Source organism: Paenibacillus piri (genome assembly GCF_004354045.1).
In the GTDB taxonomy this organism is placed as follows: domain Bacteria; phylum Bacillota; class Bacilli; order Paenibacillales; family NBRC-103111; genus Paenibacillus_S; species Paenibacillus_S piri.
Window position 1 is genome coordinate 68,566 of the sequence record NZ_SMRT01000017.1, and the last position, 16,961, is coordinate 85,526.

At 51.0% G+C, this 16,961-nt stretch carries 14 protein-coding genes; all 14 read right to left on the reverse strand.

What is annotated here, in order from left to right; all coding sequences use genetic code 11:
- Positions 1–149: 149 nt before the first annotated feature.
- The 14 genes from E1757_RS27390 to E1757_RS27455 all read right to left on the reverse strand — a co-directional run bounded on the left by E1757_RS27390 (position 150) and on the right by E1757_RS27455 (position 16,950).
- Positions 150–1,169, reverse strand: coding sequence for a Gfo/Idh/MocA family protein (locus E1757_RS27390; RefSeq protein WP_133234231.1), 1,020 nt, complete (start codon positions 1,167–1,169; stop codon positions 150–152).
- Between the two features lie 3 nt (positions 1,170–1,172).
- Entirely contained in the window at positions 1,173–1,703 is a 531-nt protein-coding gene (locus E1757_RS27395; protein WP_133234233.1) for a GNAT family N-acetyltransferase, read from the reverse strand.
- A 52-nt stretch (positions 1,704–1,755) separates the two neighbouring features.
- On the reverse strand, positions 1,756–2,388 hold the full coding sequence (locus E1757_RS27400; RefSeq protein ID WP_133234235.1) for a pyridoxamine 5'-phosphate oxidase family protein: 633 nt from the start codon (positions 2,386–2,388) through the stop codon (positions 1,756–1,758).
- Between the two features lie 708 nt (positions 2,389–3,096).
- On the reverse strand, positions 3,097–4,032 hold the full coding sequence (locus tag E1757_RS27405; protein WP_133234237.1) for a U32 family peptidase: 936 nt from the start codon (positions 4,030–4,032) through the stop codon (positions 3,097–3,099).
- A 95-nt stretch (positions 4,033–4,127) separates the two neighbouring features.
- The gene (locus E1757_RS27410; RefSeq protein WP_133234239.1) at positions 4,128–6,323 is read right to left on the reverse strand and encodes a dihydroxy-acid dehydratase domain-containing protein; all 2,196 of its coding nucleotides are present in this window, start codon (positions 6,321–6,323) and stop codon (positions 4,128–4,130) included.
- Positions 6,324–6,402: 79 nt separating this feature from the next.
- Positions 6,403–7,152, reverse strand: a complete 750-nt coding sequence (locus E1757_RS27415) for a FadR/GntR family transcriptional regulator (protein WP_165972319.1) — start codon at positions 7,150–7,152, stop codon at positions 6,403–6,405.
- A gap of 479 nt (positions 7,153–7,631) precedes the next feature.
- Entirely contained in the window at positions 7,632–9,371 is a 1,740-nt protein-coding gene (locus E1757_RS27420; RefSeq protein WP_246079565.1) for a thiamine pyrophosphate-requiring protein, read from the reverse strand.
- Positions 9,372–9,394: 23 nt separating this feature from the next.
- The gene (locus E1757_RS27425) at positions 9,395–10,846 is read right to left on the reverse strand and encodes an aldehyde dehydrogenase family protein (protein ID WP_133234243.1); all 1,452 of its coding nucleotides are present in this window, start codon (positions 10,844–10,846) and stop codon (positions 9,395–9,397) included.
- A 3-nt stretch (positions 10,847–10,849) separates the two neighbouring features.
- Positions 10,850–11,659, reverse strand: coding sequence for an ABC transporter permease (locus E1757_RS27430; protein ID WP_133234245.1), 810 nt, complete (start codon positions 11,657–11,659; stop codon positions 10,850–10,852).
- Positions 11,660–12,490, reverse strand: coding sequence for an ABC transporter ATP-binding protein (locus E1757_RS27435; RefSeq protein WP_133234247.1), 831 nt, complete (start codon positions 12,488–12,490; stop codon positions 11,660–11,662).
- Between the two features lie 115 nt (positions 12,491–12,605).
- Entirely contained in the window at positions 12,606–13,505 is a 900-nt protein-coding gene (locus E1757_RS27440; protein WP_165972320.1) for an ABC transporter substrate-binding protein, read from the reverse strand.
- 220 nt (positions 13,506–13,725) lie between these two features.
- Complete coding sequence (locus E1757_RS27445) at positions 13,726–14,937, reverse strand: FAD-dependent oxidoreductase (protein WP_133234251.1); 1,212 nt, start codon at positions 14,935–14,937, stop codon at positions 13,726–13,728.
- Positions 14,938–14,995: 58 nt separating this feature from the next.
- Positions 14,996–16,096 carry a cupin domain-containing protein gene (locus E1757_RS27450; protein WP_133234253.1) on the reverse strand — a complete coding sequence of 367 codons (1,101 nt, stop codon included), beginning with the start codon at positions 16,094–16,096 and terminating at the stop codon, positions 14,996–14,998.
- Positions 16,096–16,950, reverse strand: coding sequence for a fumarylacetoacetate hydrolase family protein (locus E1757_RS27455; RefSeq protein ID WP_133234255.1), 855 nt, complete (start codon positions 16,948–16,950; stop codon positions 16,096–16,098). The genes E1757_RS27450 and E1757_RS27455 overlap by 1 nt, the downstream gene beginning before the upstream one ends.
- Positions 16,951–16,961: the final 11 nt, after the last annotated feature.

Here is a 16,961-nt window from a genome sequence, read left to right on the forward strand (position 1 = left end):
ATCGCTCCAATCCAATGGAATATAAGCATATGATCATTTTATAGGATATGGAATTTGAATTCTATCAGATAATATTACGATTCAATATAATTATATTCATATAATGATCGACGAATGGAGTCAAGTGACGGTATAAATGGAATGGTCGATTACAAGGGCATCTCAACCGTGCCGCGCCGTTCGGAAGACAAGTAAATAGCCCGTACCAGCTCCAGCGCTTTGCGCCCTTCCTGCCCGTTGATCGAAGGCTCCCGGCTGCTGCGTATCGACTCCACGAAATCCTGATACTGCCGGACATGCGCTTCGCCGAGCCGGTCGTCGGCAGGCGGCGGAGCGGATATGTCGCGTTCGGGGCTGTCCAACAGCGTCAGCCTGCGAATATAGGGAACCTCCGTTCCGGCCAGCTCCATGGTGCCGTTCGTTCCGTGAAACGTGAGCAGTTGGGGATGATCGGGATAGACGGAGGTCGTTCCTTGGATAACGCCGATAGCGCCGTTCCCGTATTGAACGATCGCAGCAGCCGTATCCTCCACTTCAATAGAATGCCTCAAGGTACGCACCTGCGCCGTCACGGAATTGACCGGACCGGCAAGCCACAGCAGCAGATCGAGCCCGTGAATGCCCTGGTTCATCAATGCGCCGCCGCCGTCCCATTGCCGGGTTCCTTTCCAGCGGCTGCTGAGGTAATACGATTCCGGCCGGTAAAACTTCAAATATGCGTCCGCCTCGATCAGTTTGCCGAGCTGGCCCGACTCCAGAATCCGCTTCGCCCTGACCACTTCCGGCATGAAGCGCAGCTGAAAGACGACCGACAGCTTCACGCCGCTGCGGCGGCATTCCTCGATCGCCCGATCCGCCTTTCCCAGATCGATATCGAGCGGCTTTTCGACCAGCACATGCTTGCCTTGCCGCGCGGCGAGTATGGCGATGTCGGCATGACTGCCGCTCGGCGTGCAAATCGCCACCGCGTCAATATCCGCATTGCGGAGCAGCGCGTGCAAATCCGCCTCAAAAGCGCAGTCATGCTTCACCGCAAAAGCTTTTCCCGTCTCCGCGCTGCGGCTGTGCACACAGACCAGCTCGGCGCCATCCGTCGAGCGGATCGCCTGCGCATGGACGGCGCCGACCATGCCTGCTCCGACGATCGCGATTTTAACGTTTGTCCCCATATCTCAGCCTCCTGTTCCGTTTGTCCGCCGCTGCAAGTTGAAAACCATCAAATCGTCATCCCAATAACGGCCGTCGTATTTCGCGGCGTTCCGTTCCGTCCCGTATACGGTAAAGCCGGCCGATTCATACAGCCGTTTGGCCGCCGCATTGGAGGAGACTACGGCCAAATTAATCTGCTCCAGCCCTTCGCATTGTCCGGCCTGCTCCAGCAAGCTTGCAAGCAGCGCATGGCCGAATCGCCGGCCCCTGGCTTCCGGAGCTACGTACATGGCATAGATGTTCCCTTTATGCCGAATCTTCGGATTGCTTTCGCGAATAAACGTAACCATCCCGACCAGCTTATGACGATCGGCAAACCCGCCAAGCGTAAATTTGTCGGCAGACCGCTCCAAATTGCGCCGCGTTTCCTCAATCGGCTTTTCTTTTTGAATATCGTACGTCGTTAAAAAAGCTTCGGGATTTTCCAGCAGCGATTTTAAGCGCAGCTCCCTGTACACTTCAGCGTCAGCCGGCTCCAAAAAGCGGATCATCATGCGTTCGTCTCCTTCCTTATCCCGATACTCGGGCAGCGGTCCGGCTCGCGGCCTAGTATAAACGCTTCGTATAGCTCTCGTGCAGCAGCTCTTTGACTTCATCCTCCGTGACGGCCATCTTGGCTTTCACATGTGCAACGAGCATGCGCGGCGCCGAGGGCCGCCGCTCCTCATCCGGCCAAGTTTCCGGCTCCCATAATCCGGATCGTTTGAACGCCTTCGCGCAATGCAGGAAGCATTCCTCCACCTGTACCCCGATGCCGAGCAAAGGCATATTGCCGTTTACCGCTGACAGCTCGAGCAGCCTCCTGTCTCGCGTCACGCACGCCTGACCGTTGACCCGAAACGTTTCTCCCAAGCCGGGGACGATAAAAAGCAGCCCGATCTGCGGATTGGTCAAAATATTTCGTGCCGAGTCCATTCTCCGGTTGCCCGGCCGGTCGGGAATAAACAAATGCCGTTCGTCTATTACATGTACAAATCCGGGGGCGTCTCCACGCGGCGAAACATCGCATCGTCCTTCCGCATCGGCGGTGGAAATGACCAGAAACGGCGATTTGGCGATAAAATCCTGGCTGTACGAATCCAGCTCGCGCATCACTTTATTAGCCGCCAGCTTGCTTGGTTTGCCGAATAGCCCCAATGATTCCAGCTGCTCCCACGAATGAATCCGCTCATCGAACATATGTCAGTCCCCTTACGATGAAATTGGGGTTTTCACCCAAATTCAATTATATTGCAACGGGACCGCCGTTCCAAGCAGGCCAAGATTGCAAATCATTTATTGCATTCATCATAAATTCCTCTTTTACATTGATTAGCCTGCCGGACCACCCTACTCATCTTTCGAATCATATTTTGCAAAAACGCTTTAATCGATATCATAACTGCTTAATGGAATAACGCCGAAGCGGAATAGCGCAATAGTCAGGGGCAAAAAGACGATCGCCAAACCAACATGCAATTTGCCGACCTGCCCCGCTTCCATATATTGTTTGAAACAACTGTGAAGAACCGTATATACTTTTATGAACGGTGCAAATCAAGTAAATTCTTCCCTTCTGCCCTTTTACAAGGTTAGACGTTAGCGATTGGGAAAAAGTTCTATCCGTTTAAAATATTGCGTTTCTTACCGCAATCATGCCCCTCGGCGGAACGAATGAAGGAGCATGCTGTTTGCATCCGCCTGTGCAACACAAAACGCCCCTCCCGCTCCGTTCAAAAACGAAGCCGGCAAAGGCGTCTTTTAATTTTATATCGTATAATAGCGTTACTAATGGAGACTATCGATTAATTTTAGGGAACAGAAAATGGATACGACTTCTTCTATGTCCCACAATTCCATTTTTACGGACTAGCGGACATACCGCACCCGGCATGGACCGGCGCTGCTTTATTTTTGCGGCACCGGAATGCCTAAGCCCGGAGCTCCCAGCTCCGACGTTTTCAGGTCGGGGGCGTACTGCTTCAGCAGCTGCATGCCCATGTGGGCCCGTCTGACGCGCTCCCGGCACAGGTTGATGTTGACCTGCTCCAAATGCTTGCCGCTCGGATAAACGTCCGGATGGTTGCGCAAGCCGAATTTGATATATACCGGAGATAACAGCCGGATAAATTCGGGGATTTCATAATGCCGAATAAATCCGCCGAAGCCGTCCGGCACTTCCACATACAAATCGATTGGAATGTCGATGGCAGGCCGGATCGAAGCGAGCTTGGGCAGCGTCAATGCGGTAGGGACATTATACGTGTCCGCGCCGAGCTGTTCCATCAGCTTGATCGATACCGGGTTGGCAGCCATCATCTGAACCGATACTTTGATGACAAAATCTTCGGCGATCAACCCCTGCTTCTTCATTTCCTTGGTCAGCAGCAGCAGACCTTCATCGGCAACCAAGGCGCCTCGGACGCCGAGCCGGTTGGCACGCTGCAAATCTTCCATCGCGTAGACGAGCTGATCGATTCCTTCATGGCGCAGCGCGACCACTTTGCCCGCCGGCGTCAGCGGCAGCGCGCTTATATCCCAGGTGCCGCGCGGTCCGACGAACAGACTCAGCTCAACGCCGCGATTCGCGCACAGCTCCACCATCTCCGTTATTTCCTCGTCCGTCAGCAGCATAATTCCGCTGCCCTGCGAGACACGGTGAATCGTCACACCGTAACGGTCGGCCTCCTCGAATACGGCTTTCAGCGCTTCAGGCCCTTCGACGCTCGGTATTTCCAGACGATACTGCGCCCCGTCCGGAAACCGCTTGGCGGAATCCGGAAGATCGTAGGCGTCTCTCTCCAAATAGCCTAATGATTTCAGCAATGCTCTCGATTTTTCCATCGTTCTCAGCTCTCCCCTATTGCCCGTTATCGGGTTACGTATAATTGAATATGAAGCTAACGTGAACCGGGACTTCCGAATGTCCGGCAGGCCCGTTACGGCTGCTTGGCTGCGGCCGATTCGCGCTGCGGCTCTCCCAGCTCGCGCCACGGCAGCTCCGCATCAAGGGCGACGGCCATCGGCACGACGCCGCGCGATGCGTCCGTACAATCGCGCAGCCGGTTGGAGGCGGCAACCTGCCGCTGCCGCTTGCGCAGCTTCTCCAGCCGGAGCGCGCCCAGCCCGCTCCGTTCGGCGCGCAAATCGCCTGCATACGGCGATACAACGCCCGCTGCGAACTGCCCGGCGTCCAGCAGATCGATCCGCTTTTGACGGAACTGCAAATGCAGCAGATCGCCCTCCTCGATGTACAGCAGACCGCCGTCATGAAACGCCTCCGGCGTCACATGGCCGACGGCGGCCCCGAACGTCACGCCCGAATAACGGCCGTCGCTGATCAGCGTCGTAAGCCGTTTCAGTTGGCGGTGCGCGTTCAAATGCTGCATCGGGGTGAACATTTCCGGCATTCCGAACGCCTCCGGCCCTTGTCCCGAAATAATAACAGCCATGCGGATCCATTCCTCCGCGACCGCGCGGTCAAACAGCTGCTCATAGCTGAGCCCGGCCAGCTCCTCCGACGGGACGGACGCATTGTGTACCGCCATCCGCTTCAGCTGCTCCGGCTTGAACAGCTTCCTCGCCTTCAAGCCGTCGAGCAGATTGACATCGAGCAGATGATGATTGGCTTCCTCTTCATTTTCATAATAGAGCACGAAAGCCACCTTGTCGTCGAACTGATCGAGCTGCTTCGTCGGCATACCGCTTATTTTAACGACCGCATTGTTGAAAAAATTGCTGCGCAGCACATCCACGCCGCTGAAGCTGCGTCTCGGCTTGCTCAAAATAATCGGATTGTCCTTGACGCCGTCCGCGCTCAGCCCTTTCGGGTCGGACAGCCGCTCCCGCCACGTTTGACCTGTCACCGTTGGCGCGTCGAGATCCATTGGCACCCCGTTGCGCGTCAGCTCGTACATAAGCGTTTCCATGCCTCGGATTTGGCCGGAACAGCATTGCTGGGCCAACGCATAAATGTCTCTGCCCTCCGTGAGGCTGTAATCGAACAGGTCGGGAATCGGATATTCGTTCGCGATGCTTTCCAAATCCTCCAGCGAAAAATCGAAGCCCGCATAGATCATCGCGCCGACGATGTGCATCATCAGGTTGCTGGAGCCGCCTCCCGAGCTGTGAATGCGAATCGCGTTCGCAATGTTCGTTCTGACCAGCTCGCTGACGCCGCATTCCGGCCGGGGGATAACGGCGAACAGCGCTTCGACCGCCTTGTTCACCTGCGCCTGTGTCGGCGGCTCCGTCAACAGCTCCAGCTCCGGGCAGACGATGCCGAACCCGGCCGTAATATCGCGTGAGCTGTTGCCCGTGCCATGAAATGCGCAAATGCCGCCCTTCGAATCGCAGGTGCTCACGGCGAGCCGCTTTTCAAAATATTTATGCCGTTCCTCGGTCAACAACCCGCATTCGACCGCCCGCTGAAACACGCCCTGGAACGCTGTGTTGGAGGAGCATTGCAAAATATAGCTGACCGCATCCTCGATGTCGGCGGCAATATCGTCGAATCCGCCGGCAGTCGCCTCTTTCGCCAGCTCCGCCAATTCCCGCCTCAAGTCGTCGGGAATCGTTCCGCCCTTCAGCACATGGGATGGGCTGAAGGTGGCAAATACATGATGCTCGCCGCGGTATCTGCGGACACGGTCGAGATGCGCCAGTCCGCTCAGCACGCCGAGCGGCTGCTTGTCGCAGCCTTGGATCACGAAAGCGCCGTGATAAGAATGCGCTTCCATCTGGTTGACGACAATTTCCGCAATGGCATTGCGGCTTTGCAGCGAGTAGGACATGCCGATATTGTTTTGCGCGGTTCCGTCGCAAAGCACCGGCGTGCTGAAATAAAACGGCACTCCGCCCTCCTGCCAAATTTTCAATGCTGCCTTATAAACCGTCTCATGATCCAAAATGTGCGCCGGATGATCGGAAGAGCCGCCGATGATCGCGATCCTCGGCGCATTGCTCTCCAGCCGGTCATAAATGTTATCCAACGTCCAATCGGGCTCCCCGCCTTCATACTGGCCTCCAAGCCCGCGCCTCGCGCGGTCCAGCAAGCCTGCCACCGTAATCGGCTCGTTCGCCTTCCCCTGCACATTGCCCTTGTAAGAATTGATAGGGCTGTTAACTGTTTTCATCCCGCTTCACCTTCCCGTTGACTAAATGGCTTCCGCATCATTTACATACCGCCTGTTAAGATTCCTTGGATTCCTTAAATTACTTGGATTCTTTGGATTCCTTTGACCCTTTGTTTTTGGATTGCTTCAGCTCGTTCGGCTGCTTCAGCTCGTTCGGCTGCTTCAGCTTCATGCTGTCCTGCTTGACATCCTCCAGATGGGCCCTCATCATTTCTTTGGCAAGCGGCGCGTTCCGCTGCTCGATCGCCAGCGCGATCAGCATGTGAAAATGCGACGCCTTCTGGGCGCTGCCGGGGATGCGCGTCGTTTTTCTGCGGCTTTCCAGCAGCAAATCGGAAATGCCCTTCATCACCTTGGCCATGACCTCGTTCGAGCAGGCTTCCGCGATGTATTCGTGAAACGCAATATCCGACGAGTAATAATCCTGACCTTTCGCCAAATCGTCGATCATGACGGATGCCGCCTGTTTAATATTGCGGATTTGCCCCGGCGAGCCGCGCTCGGCTGCAAGCGCCGCCATCTCCGGCTCAAGCAGTCCGCGAAACTCCAGCAGCGAGAACAAGTCGCCGACCGGCAGCTGCGTCAGCTCCAGCGACGCGTCGTTGTGCCAATAATTGCGGCTGCGCACGTAAACGCCGCGCCCATGCTCGATCAGCAGGTAGCCGCGGTTTTCCATAATTCGCAACGCTTCGCGCACGGTCGAAACGCCGACCTGGAATTCTTTGGCGAGCCCCGTCAGCGACGACAGCTTTTGCCCGGGCTCCCAGTCCCCCTGCTCGATCCGCTTCGTTAGCTCATTCAACACCTTCGTGCTTGCCAGCTCTTTCATTAAAGACCACCAACTCATATGATCTGTATTCAAACTCATATTATCACTTTACCGATACGTTGACAATCAGGAAATAAAAGAAACCTATCCGGAACATCCCGACGGACCTTGATTCTATTACATGAATATTCAGGGAGCAGTGTTGGGCTGGCTAAGCTAAGAAGAGACGGTTCTGTCTCATTGACCGATGAAGGAAAAGGCGGATATGTCGTAACTAAAAAGCTGGAATTTAACGGTAAGCATTTGTTCGTGGATATTGACTCGAGTGAAGGTACAATCGATGTTGAACTCTTGGACGGGAAGTCCAAAGTCATACATGGATTTTCCAAATCGGAGTGTATCCCGGTTGCAGCTGACAGTACAATGTACGAATCAGGTGGAGAAACCGGCAATTGGAAGAGTTGGATCACAACATCATTTGAAGGGGTTATCCTTCAGCCATTTTCATGTCATTGGGACTGCCCCTCCTAATGTTCAGGCTAATCAATTTGCTGCGATATGGTCGGAAGATGGACGTCAATGACGGCGGATTGCCCCTTTTTGACCGCTTCCATTCCGGCCTGCAGCGCTTCCTGCAGCTCGTCGGGCCGCTTGATCGTTCGAGCATACGCCCCGCCGGAAGCTTCTGCAATTTTAGCCAAGTCCGCCGGTTGGTCGAAATTGACCCAGTAGCGATCATCCCGTTTCGCGATGCCGTCAGGATACAGTTTAAGCAGGTTCATCTTGGTTGCGTTCCAACCACGGTTGTTATAGATCACGGTCAGCAAAGGCGCCTGATAACGCCGCGTCATCCAATAGACAGCTGAAGGCTCTCCGAACAGATAGGAACCGTCCCCAGTTAGGTTGACGACAGTCGTTTCAGGCCTGGCCAGCTTGGCGCCGAAAGCCGCACTGCCGCTCCACCCCAGGGAAGTACCCCCGTTAACGAACATCGTCGCCGGCTTATTTCGTGGAAGATGCTGCGAAACTACGCCCGCATTCGTTATCGTTTCATTCATGAAGATCGTCTCATCATCAGTCACATTACGCAAACAAGCGGTTAACCATTCAGAGGTTATCGTATCACCGGATGGAGCTTTCTCCCGTAATTTCCATTCATGCCGCTGACGTTTATGCAATTCAGTAAAGCGATGGCGGCGCTCTGTAAATCGCTCGGTTTGCAAATCGATTCGTCGTACATACTCGTTCAGTAATTTTAACGCTTCACCACAATCTGCCCGGTAAAATGTTGTGTTCTGCAAATACCACAGCGGAATTTCTTCTTTCAGCGGATCGGAATCGATATAAAATACTTTACAAGCATCGCTCGGCTTACTAATCGAACTGACCCATGGTACGTCACAATCCATGACTAGTATGGCATCCGCTTCGGACAGTAGCGTACCACCCTGATATCCTAAATGAAAAGGATGATCGCCAGGAAAATTCATATGAGTCGCATGTTGTTCGATGACTGGAACTGCCAGCTTTTCGCAAAATTGTACGAGCTGCGGTACAGCATCTGTGTTTCTGCCCAGGTAGGATGTAATGATAAGCGGGTTCCGCGCTTGAATGAGAGCGGAAACAATTTGCTCGACGGCCAGTAGCGGCAGCGGGATCTTCTCAACAGGCTTCCATTCCGCGGATACATTCTCAGAAGGACTGACTTCCTCTTCCAATATTTCTCTCGCACCCGTCAAATAAACAGGACCCATCGGCTCACTGTGTGCTAGCTGCATGCCGCGATTCACCAACTGCTTGACGTTCTTTCCGGTTCGAATTTCGTAATCCCACTTTACATAGGAGCGGACGATTCCTCGCTGATCATATACATTTTGTAAATGATTAATATGGGAGTTCCTTCCGCCTTGTAATTCTCCTTCCAATGTGAAGGGAGTTTCGCCAGCAAAAATAAATGCCGGCACCCTTGAACGTTGAATATTATGCAAGCTGCCGCCCATATTCTGCGTACCGACATCGGTATGCACGATAACTCCCTGTGCCCGGCCGCTGAGCAGGGCATGACCGTGTGCAGCGCTTAAGGCGGCGAACTCATGCGGGCACATGATAACCTCAGGAATCTGCCGGTTTTGGGCCTTCGCTTTCGCAAAACTTTCGATCAGCGCAGGATGATCGCTTCCCAAGTTGCAGAAAAGATAAGATACGCCCCAATCCTGCAACGCATTCAGCATAACATCTGTAACGTTGTAGTTAGCCGGAATTGCTTGTATTTTTTCCAATTATTGCGACCTCCTCATCGATATTAAGTGGTTTTATGCAAATGAATCGCATGATATTCAATAAACTCCGCCAAGCCTACTTCCGAGTTCTCCCTGCCAATACCGCTCTGTTTGACGCCGCCGAATGGCATGTATTTGTGGCCTAAATGCAGCTGGCCGTAGCCGTTAATCGTCGTCATACCGGCTTCTATTTCTCGGGCAATCCGCAACGCCCGCTCCAAATCGGGGGACCATATCGAAGAGCCTAAACCATATTCCGTCTGATTTGCCATTCGAATTACTTCTTCATCCGTACGGTACGGGATCAACGGAATAACTGGCCCAAATTGTTCGCACACGACAATCTCCTGATCCGGTTCGACATCCCTCACAACAGCCGGTTGCAGGTAGTAACCGTTATTCCAATTGCCCGGATCAAGCTTTTTGCCCAGCTCCACAATTTTGGCCGGACTGTGTTTTATTCTGTCGATCAATCCTGTAACATACTGAAACTGCTGACGATTAATTAAAGGCCCGAAGGTCGAGTTCTCATCCAGTCCGTGGCCAATTTTGAATTCGTCGACCCATTCGCACATTTTCCGAAAAAAAGAATCGTACTTCGCATGCGGGACATAAATTCTTTTGATTGCAAAACAAACCTGTCCTGAACGTCTGAACACACCACCGATGATTTTAGGTAAAATATCATCCACATTCGCATCGTCGAGCACAATTGTCGGGTCGTTGCCGCCCAGCTCGAAATGAACATTTTTCAACGATTCCGCCGCTGCTTTCATAACATGCTTAGCTGTAGCTCCTCCACCCGTAAATGAAATTTTACGAACCAGAAAATGTGTGGTCAAAGCAGCTCCGACATCACCGTCTCCATGAACGACATTAATGACGCCGCTAGGGAACAAAGCTGCTATTTGTTTCAACGCGATGCTGACTCCCATGGCAGCAAAAGGTGATGGCTTAAACACGAGCGTATTGCCTGCTGCCAGCGCCGGAGCTAATTTCTGCATTGTCAATATGATCGGGGCGTTCCATGGCACAATGGCTGCTATTACTCCTATAGGTTGTTTCTCCACGCTGACCCAGCCATGTTCGTCCTCCACTCGGCTAGCCCGAAAGAAAGACTCCGCTAGTTCCACGGTCCCTCTGATCGCATTCACAGCCAACGTTATTTCCGCTCTGGAGGTGCTGTAGACCATTCCGTTCTCTCTGGATACGATAGTCGCCAACACCGACGCCTCTTGCTCCAACCATTCCGCTGCCTTCAAGAGAAGCGAAAGGCGTTCGTGTAGCGAGGTTTTTCTCCATGACTGGTAAGCCTCATCTGCAGCTCTCACCGCCTGATCGACATGTCCCGCATTTCCTTTGGCGACAAATCCCACAACATCGGTAAGCCTTCCGGGGTCCCTGACCTCCGTATACTGCTCGGTCACGACATCCTCATTACGAATCAACAGATGAATACGACTAGCTTCTATCATAATCTATTGTCTCCACGGTGAGATTTTACGTTCAAGCAGCTTCAATAATTGATTTAGAAGTACGGAAAGCACCATCAAAACCGCTACATAGCCCAAATATTCTCCCGTCTTGAAAAGCTCGGATGCATGTCGGATAGCATATCCGATACCCTGGGTGGATGCCAGCATTTCGGCTACTACCATTGCGATCATGGCGCGTCCGATGCCAAGCCTGATTCCTGTAATAATATAAGAAAGAGAGGATGGAAAAATCACTTCTCTGAATATTTGAAGCTCGTTTGCGCCGTAAGATCTGGCCGCTTTTAACAGTGATGCTTCGGTTGTTTTGACACCCGCCATAGTATTGATCAGGATAGGGAAAATCGACATTGTGAAAACCATCATGATTTTTGACAGCGTTCCCAATCCGAACCAAAGGATGAATAAAGGCGTCAACGCAACAATCGGTGTCGTATACAAGGCGATAATGATCGGATCAAACGCATAATCCAGCTTCCGCCAGTAACCGAGAGCCAATCCGATAGGAATGCCGATCAGTGCGATGATGAAACCGACACCAACCTCAATCATGCTGATCATCAAATGACGGAATACGACTCCGTTTAAAGTGAATTGCCACATGCTCTTCATTATTTTACTCGGCCAGCTGAACAGGAACGGATCGATAAAGCCAAGATTTCCGATGACCTCCCAGACGAGAAGTATGGTGCAAATGGTAATGACGGGATACGTTAAAGCTGGTGATAAATAACCTTTTGGCACGGAATGTCCGATTTTTGATTTGGATACAGTACCTGCGCTCTGAGTGGACACCTACACTTCCCCCTTTTGATACTGTCTTTTGACTTCCCCTTTTAAGTGGTCCCAGACACGGGATTTGTATTCCTGATATTTGGGAAGAAGCTTCGTCTCCAGTGTTCGCGGATAAGGGATATCGATTTCAAGCTCTTCTACGACTGTACCGGGCCGTACCGTCATCAATAAAATCCGATTGGACAAAAAAACCGCCTCATCAATAGAATGCGTAATGAATATAACGGTTTTCTTCTCGATTAGCATGAGCTTCAAAACTTCTTCTTGCATAATCTCCCGAGTCTGCTCATCAATAGCGGAAAAAGGCTCATCCATCAGCAAAATCTTGGGTTCAACCGCGAAAGCGCGTGCAATGCCAACGCGCTGCTTCATCCCGCCGGACAGCTGATGTGGATATTTTCCGTCAAAACCCTCAAGGCCTACCATTCGGATGTAATGCATCACTTTCTCCCGGATATAGCTCTTAGGTTTGCCTTCCAGTCTCAAGCCAAAAGCTATGTTCTCATAAACGGTATGCCACGGCATTAAGGCAAAATCCTGGAACACCATCGCCCGATCGCCTCCGGGACCGTTAACTTCACGACCATCAATGCGAATTTTTCCACTGCTTAGGCGGTTTAAGCCGTCCAATGTATGAAGCAGCGTGCTCTTCCCGCAACCGCTAGGGCCTATAATACTAATGAACTCCCCGGGGTAAATTACGGCTGAAGCGTCCTTTAAAGCATGCACCTGGTTAGGCTGGCCTTCGTTATATATGACATTAAGCCGACTGAACTCCATAATGGGAGTTTCTTGAGGATGAACTCTAGGTTGTAATTGCGCTTGTTCCATCAATTTTCTCCTCCTTTAATAAGCGACAATTGCTGTTGAATGCTGTTTATAAAACGGATTCAATCCACTCCGCAAAATACGTTTTTGCGGAATGGTTTACTTCAAAATTAAACACTCATTTAGAATAAAAACTCTCGTCAATTACTTTATCAATTGTAAAGTTTTTTTCCAAAACCCCTACTTCTTGAGCCGTTTGAATCGACCATTCGATTCCTTTTTTGTTGAATTTGGCGCCATCCGGAATAGTAGGGAGAACATCTGCCAGCCCCCTCTTCGTAATTTCCAGACCGAAACCTAATTCTTCTACGCCAACCTTAACCGCTTCATCAAAGTTGGCCGGATCCTTCACGAACTTTATTGCTTCCGACGTTGCCGCAATGAACGCTCTCAGCACCTCGGGTTTTTCGCGGATCATTTTCCCCGTCGTGGAAATTACATCGTGATTGATGCCCGGTATATCGTCTCGAATGTTTGCAATCCGCTTATAGCCCAGATTTTCGGCTTCTATGTCAACCGGAGGCACGAGCGGAACTACAGCAACCTGGCCTGTTTTCAAAGCGGCGAACCGTGCAGGTGTTGCGCCGGCGGAAACAATTGTGACATCTTTATCCGGTTCCAATCCATGCTTCTTTAACCACCATCTCATTTGAATATCGGTTCCGTTATTAGGTTGAAGAACAGCCGCCTTCTTCCCTTTCAAATCTTCAATTTTCTGAATATCTTTACCGACAAATACGGAAAATAAGGACTCGGCGGCTGTTGCCCCGATAATCTTCATGTCCGCGCCCTGTGCAACGCCGGAGATTACATTTTCAGGCAATCCGAAGGTAACGTCAAAATCACCCGCTTGCAATCCTCTCAGCGCCACTACTCCGCCTTCAACGCCTTTAACATCAACGTCCAAGTTGTATTTTTTATAAATTCCGTTACGGATTCCAACAAACACGACCGTAATGTCTTGTGTAGAGAGAGCCGCGCTGCCAACTTTAAATTTGGTCATCGCCTTTAATTTCAAATCAGTGCCGCTGCCTGCACTCGCGCCCTGGGTGTTTTGCGGAGCTGCGGTTGAGGAGGCTCCCGAGTCCCCTGTTCTCCCGCCTTGACTGCAACCGGTTACCAATAACATAATGGACAGCGATATTCCAATAAAAACCTTTTTTGCCTTCATACTTAAGACCCCCTTATTATTTAATGTTCATAATGTAATCCTGAAACTTTATCGATGACGAAACCTATTAGTCCCGGCGCGGAGGTTCGCCGATGCCTTGCTCGCGAACGCTTGCGATCATGGCGGAGTTCAACATCCACCTCCTGGCGCGAACGGAATCGTTCGCTAAATCGCGCATCTCCTGCTGCAGCTTAATTCTTTGCTGCGGATCTGCCTCCTTTACGACACGGGTATTTTTCTCGCTAATGCTTTTGACATAATCTACGGCTACCCGACGTCGAACCTCGCTGTACATATCCAATTCCGCTGTAGCGTCGGCGCCGCCTATGATCCGGACAAGACGTTTGGTTAGATCCACAGCATCGTGAATACCGCTATTAAGTCCCAGTCCGCCCATAGGGCTGTTTAGATGAGCCGCGTCTCCCAGAAGGATTATCCGGCCTTCATAAAATTTCTCCGCAACCCGTTGGTGAATGCGGTAAATTGTATTTTCAATAATAGGGAACGTATCGTCCGTCTTAAGTGCAACACGCATTGTGTTTTGAATGCCTTCAAGGTCCAGTGCAACCTCATCCGGAATTTCCGGCGGAACAGGATAAAGAAACCGCCAAGCCTCAGGAACTCGGAGCATAAACAGAAACTGCTCCGGATCCGAAATATAATTAACATAAGCAAGGTCCGGTATATATTCGTTGAGCGCGACCGGCGTGCCCACCAGGAGCCACCGCTCCTCAAGCGTATAGCCGTCGAATGCAAAACCTAATGTTTTTCTGACCGTACTTCTTCCCCCATCAGCACCGAGAAAATAGGAGCCTCGTACCTGCTCACGGCCCTTTAGAGTTTCAACCGTGATTGTGACACCGTTTTCATCTTGCTGAAACCCTGTCGCTTCCGAGTCGAAACGAAGCTCCACGTTTGACCGCTTTTCTAAACGTTCCTTCAAAACCTGCACATAAGTCGCTTGTGAGCATTGCAGCCGAAAAGGATATTTCGTATCGTCTTTCAATAAATTGAAATCGAACTCCGCATATAATCCCGTTTTCCGGTCACGGTACTGTACCTTGTCCGCAATGAGTCCCCGTTTCAATAAATCTTCACTAACACCGTAGGGTTCCAGCAATTCCAGTGTTCCGGCATGAAACGTAGACGCCCGCCATTCCGGACTTGGTGCGCTTCCTTTTTCCAATACAAGAACAGAAATGCCCTCCTGGGATAATATTTCTGCAGCCGTCAAACCAACCGGCCCCGCCCCTGCTATAACAATCGGATCCTTAGACACGTTGCTTCATCTCCTTTACCCTTTGCTCAACCTATAGACTTTCCTGATCTCTGTCCACTTAAAGAATGGGTTGAAATACATCATTGATATCCTGATGTCCGTCATTTTCCAAGTAAGTTTCCAGCTTTTCAAAATTGAAGGCTTCCATTAAAGGAAGATCATTTGTAGAAAACAAATAGCATTGCTCGCCGTCCGATGCGTTCACATGCTCGTGCCATGTCCAGGGAGGAACTACGAAGAAATCGCCCTCCGACCAATCGAATTTCACTCCGTTCATCACGGTGTAGCCGCTGCCTTTAAATACGTGATACACATTGCTGTGAACGTGGCGGTGGGCCTTGCCTTGGAAATTGGGCGGCAGCAGCTGCATTCTAGCCCCGATCCTGTCATTAGCATCTTTACCCGTGGAAGGGTTAATATACTCAATTGCATGACCGTCGTACGGATCAGGATCAAGTTCACTTAATCCGTCGAGTCCGGTTTTCGTCAACCCCCATTTATACCGTGTCAAAGGCGCCAAGCTTGGATTCCGATCCGATATGGGCCGTGTCATTCCGCCTTGGTATCTTCTGGATCCGTAGTTATTCGGCACTAGAAGTTGCTGCTGTTTCTGCGGATAAAATTCCGTAAAGCATACATTCATATATAAAGTAAACGGCGTATCCAGGCAATCCATCCACAGTACCGTTTCATTGCCTTGATTCGTATGATCGTGCCAGGTCCAAGTCGGGGTAATCAAATAATCTCCCGGCTCGAATTCCTCTTCTCCCCCGTTTACTCTACCTTTTCCGCCTTCCCCCTGCATAATAAACCGCAGCGCTGTCGTAGTATGGCGATGAGCCGGGGCGACTTCACCGGGCTTAACCGCCTGTATGGCGGCATAAAGCGTATGTGTGGCTCCTCCCCAACCATGCGGCTTAAGATCTTTCATTCCCGGATTAATCAGGAACACGGCACGGCGGTCGGCACCGTTACCTACTTCCAGCAAGTGCTCCGCTTCTTCCAGATTCCGACGAATGTGCTCTTTTTTCCACAGATAAGGGATAGGCCTTGCCTTCGGTTCAATGGTGTTGAGGCTATGAATCGATGCCCACAGCGGTCCTAGATTTTCGCTTGCCAATCTCTCGTGGAATTGTTCAAGTTTGTCGTTGTGAATCATTATGTTCCCTCCAGTCCTTTATAATCGACAGTTACGGAAAATTCCCCAATGCGATCGATTTGAATACGGACCGTATCTCCCCGGTCTATCGGCCCCACGCCATCCGGAGTTCCGGTCGTAATGATATCCCCTGGTTCCAAAGTCATCACCGAAGAAGCAGCTTCGAAAAATTTGTAGCAATCATAAATTAAATCCTTGGTGTTGGCGTTATGACGAAGTTCTTGATTAACCCATAAACGGAAGCTAAGTTCGTTTGGATTCCCGATTTCATCAGCCGTCACAATCCACGGTCCGATCGGTGTAAAGGTATCGAACGATTTACGCCAAGGACGATCTTCCTTTCCTCTGACCGTAATATCCATCAAGGCAAAATATCCGAAGATATAATGATGCGCTTTTGCAGCAGGCACGTCTTTCGCTTTTTTACCTACGACAAAAGCCAGCTCTGCTTCATGATCCGTCCGACGCTCCGGAAAGGGGAGCTTGACAGTATCGCCAGGGCCAATAATAGAAGAAGGCGCTTTCAGGAAAAAGCCGAGTTTATCAACTGTATATTCTGCGTTGTTAAATTGCAAGTTCATTTCGTCCTGATGTAAATAATAATTGACTGGCGCTGCTACAATTTTACTTGGATTGGGCACCGGAGGACGCAGATTTACTTCGGAGAGCAAATGAGACTTAGCAGAGGACAGGCTGCTATTAATTTGCGGTCGAAGCTCTTCGAAACGATCCATCAATCTGACCAGCGAGTCCTGGGGATTGCTGGAGTCCCATGGAACAATACTATCTAGCTCAAATATTCGATCATCTTGTACAATGCCTGGAATAAAGTCATTAAATAAGGCAATTTTCATTTTGAAACATC

Excerpts from the sequence above, each read along its gene's own strand:
- E1757_RS27455 (WP_133234255.1), bottom strand. The coding sequence starts at position 16,950 with ATGAAAATTGCCTTATTTAATGACTTTATTCCAGGCATTGTACAAGAT.
- E1757_RS27390 (WP_133234231.1), bottom strand. The coding sequence starts at position 1,169 with ATGGGGACAAACGTTAAAATCGCGATCGTCGGAGCAGGCATGGTCGGC.
- E1757_RS27395 (WP_133234233.1), bottom strand. The coding sequence starts at position 1,703 with ATGATGATCCGCTTTTTGGAGCCGGCTGACGCTGAAGTGTACAGGGAG.
- E1757_RS27415 (WP_165972319.1), bottom strand. The coding sequence starts at position 7,152 with ATGAAAGAGCTGGCAAGCACGAAGGTGTTGAATGAGCTAACGAAGCGG.
- E1757_RS27425 (WP_133234243.1), bottom strand. The coding sequence starts at position 10,846 with ATGATAGAAGCTAGTCGTATTCATCTGTTGATTCGTAATGAGGATGTC.
- E1757_RS27450 (WP_133234253.1), bottom strand. The coding sequence starts at position 16,096 with ATGATTCACAACGACAAACTTGAACAATTCCACGAGAGATTGGCAAGC.
- E1757_RS27400 (WP_133234235.1), bottom strand. The coding sequence starts at position 2,388 with ATGTTCGATGAGCGGATTCATTCGTGGGAGCAGCTGGAATCATTGGGG.
- E1757_RS27410 (WP_133234239.1), bottom strand. The coding sequence starts at position 6,323 with ATGAAAACAGTTAACAGCCCTATCAATTCTTACAAGGGCAATGTGCAG.
- E1757_RS27435 (WP_133234247.1), bottom strand. The coding sequence starts at position 12,490 with ATGGAACAAGCGCAATTACAACCTAGAGTTCATCCTCAAGAAACTCCC.
- E1757_RS27405 (WP_133234237.1), bottom strand. The coding sequence starts at position 4,032 with ATGGAAAAATCGAGAGCATTGCTGAAATCATTAGGCTATTTGGAGAGA.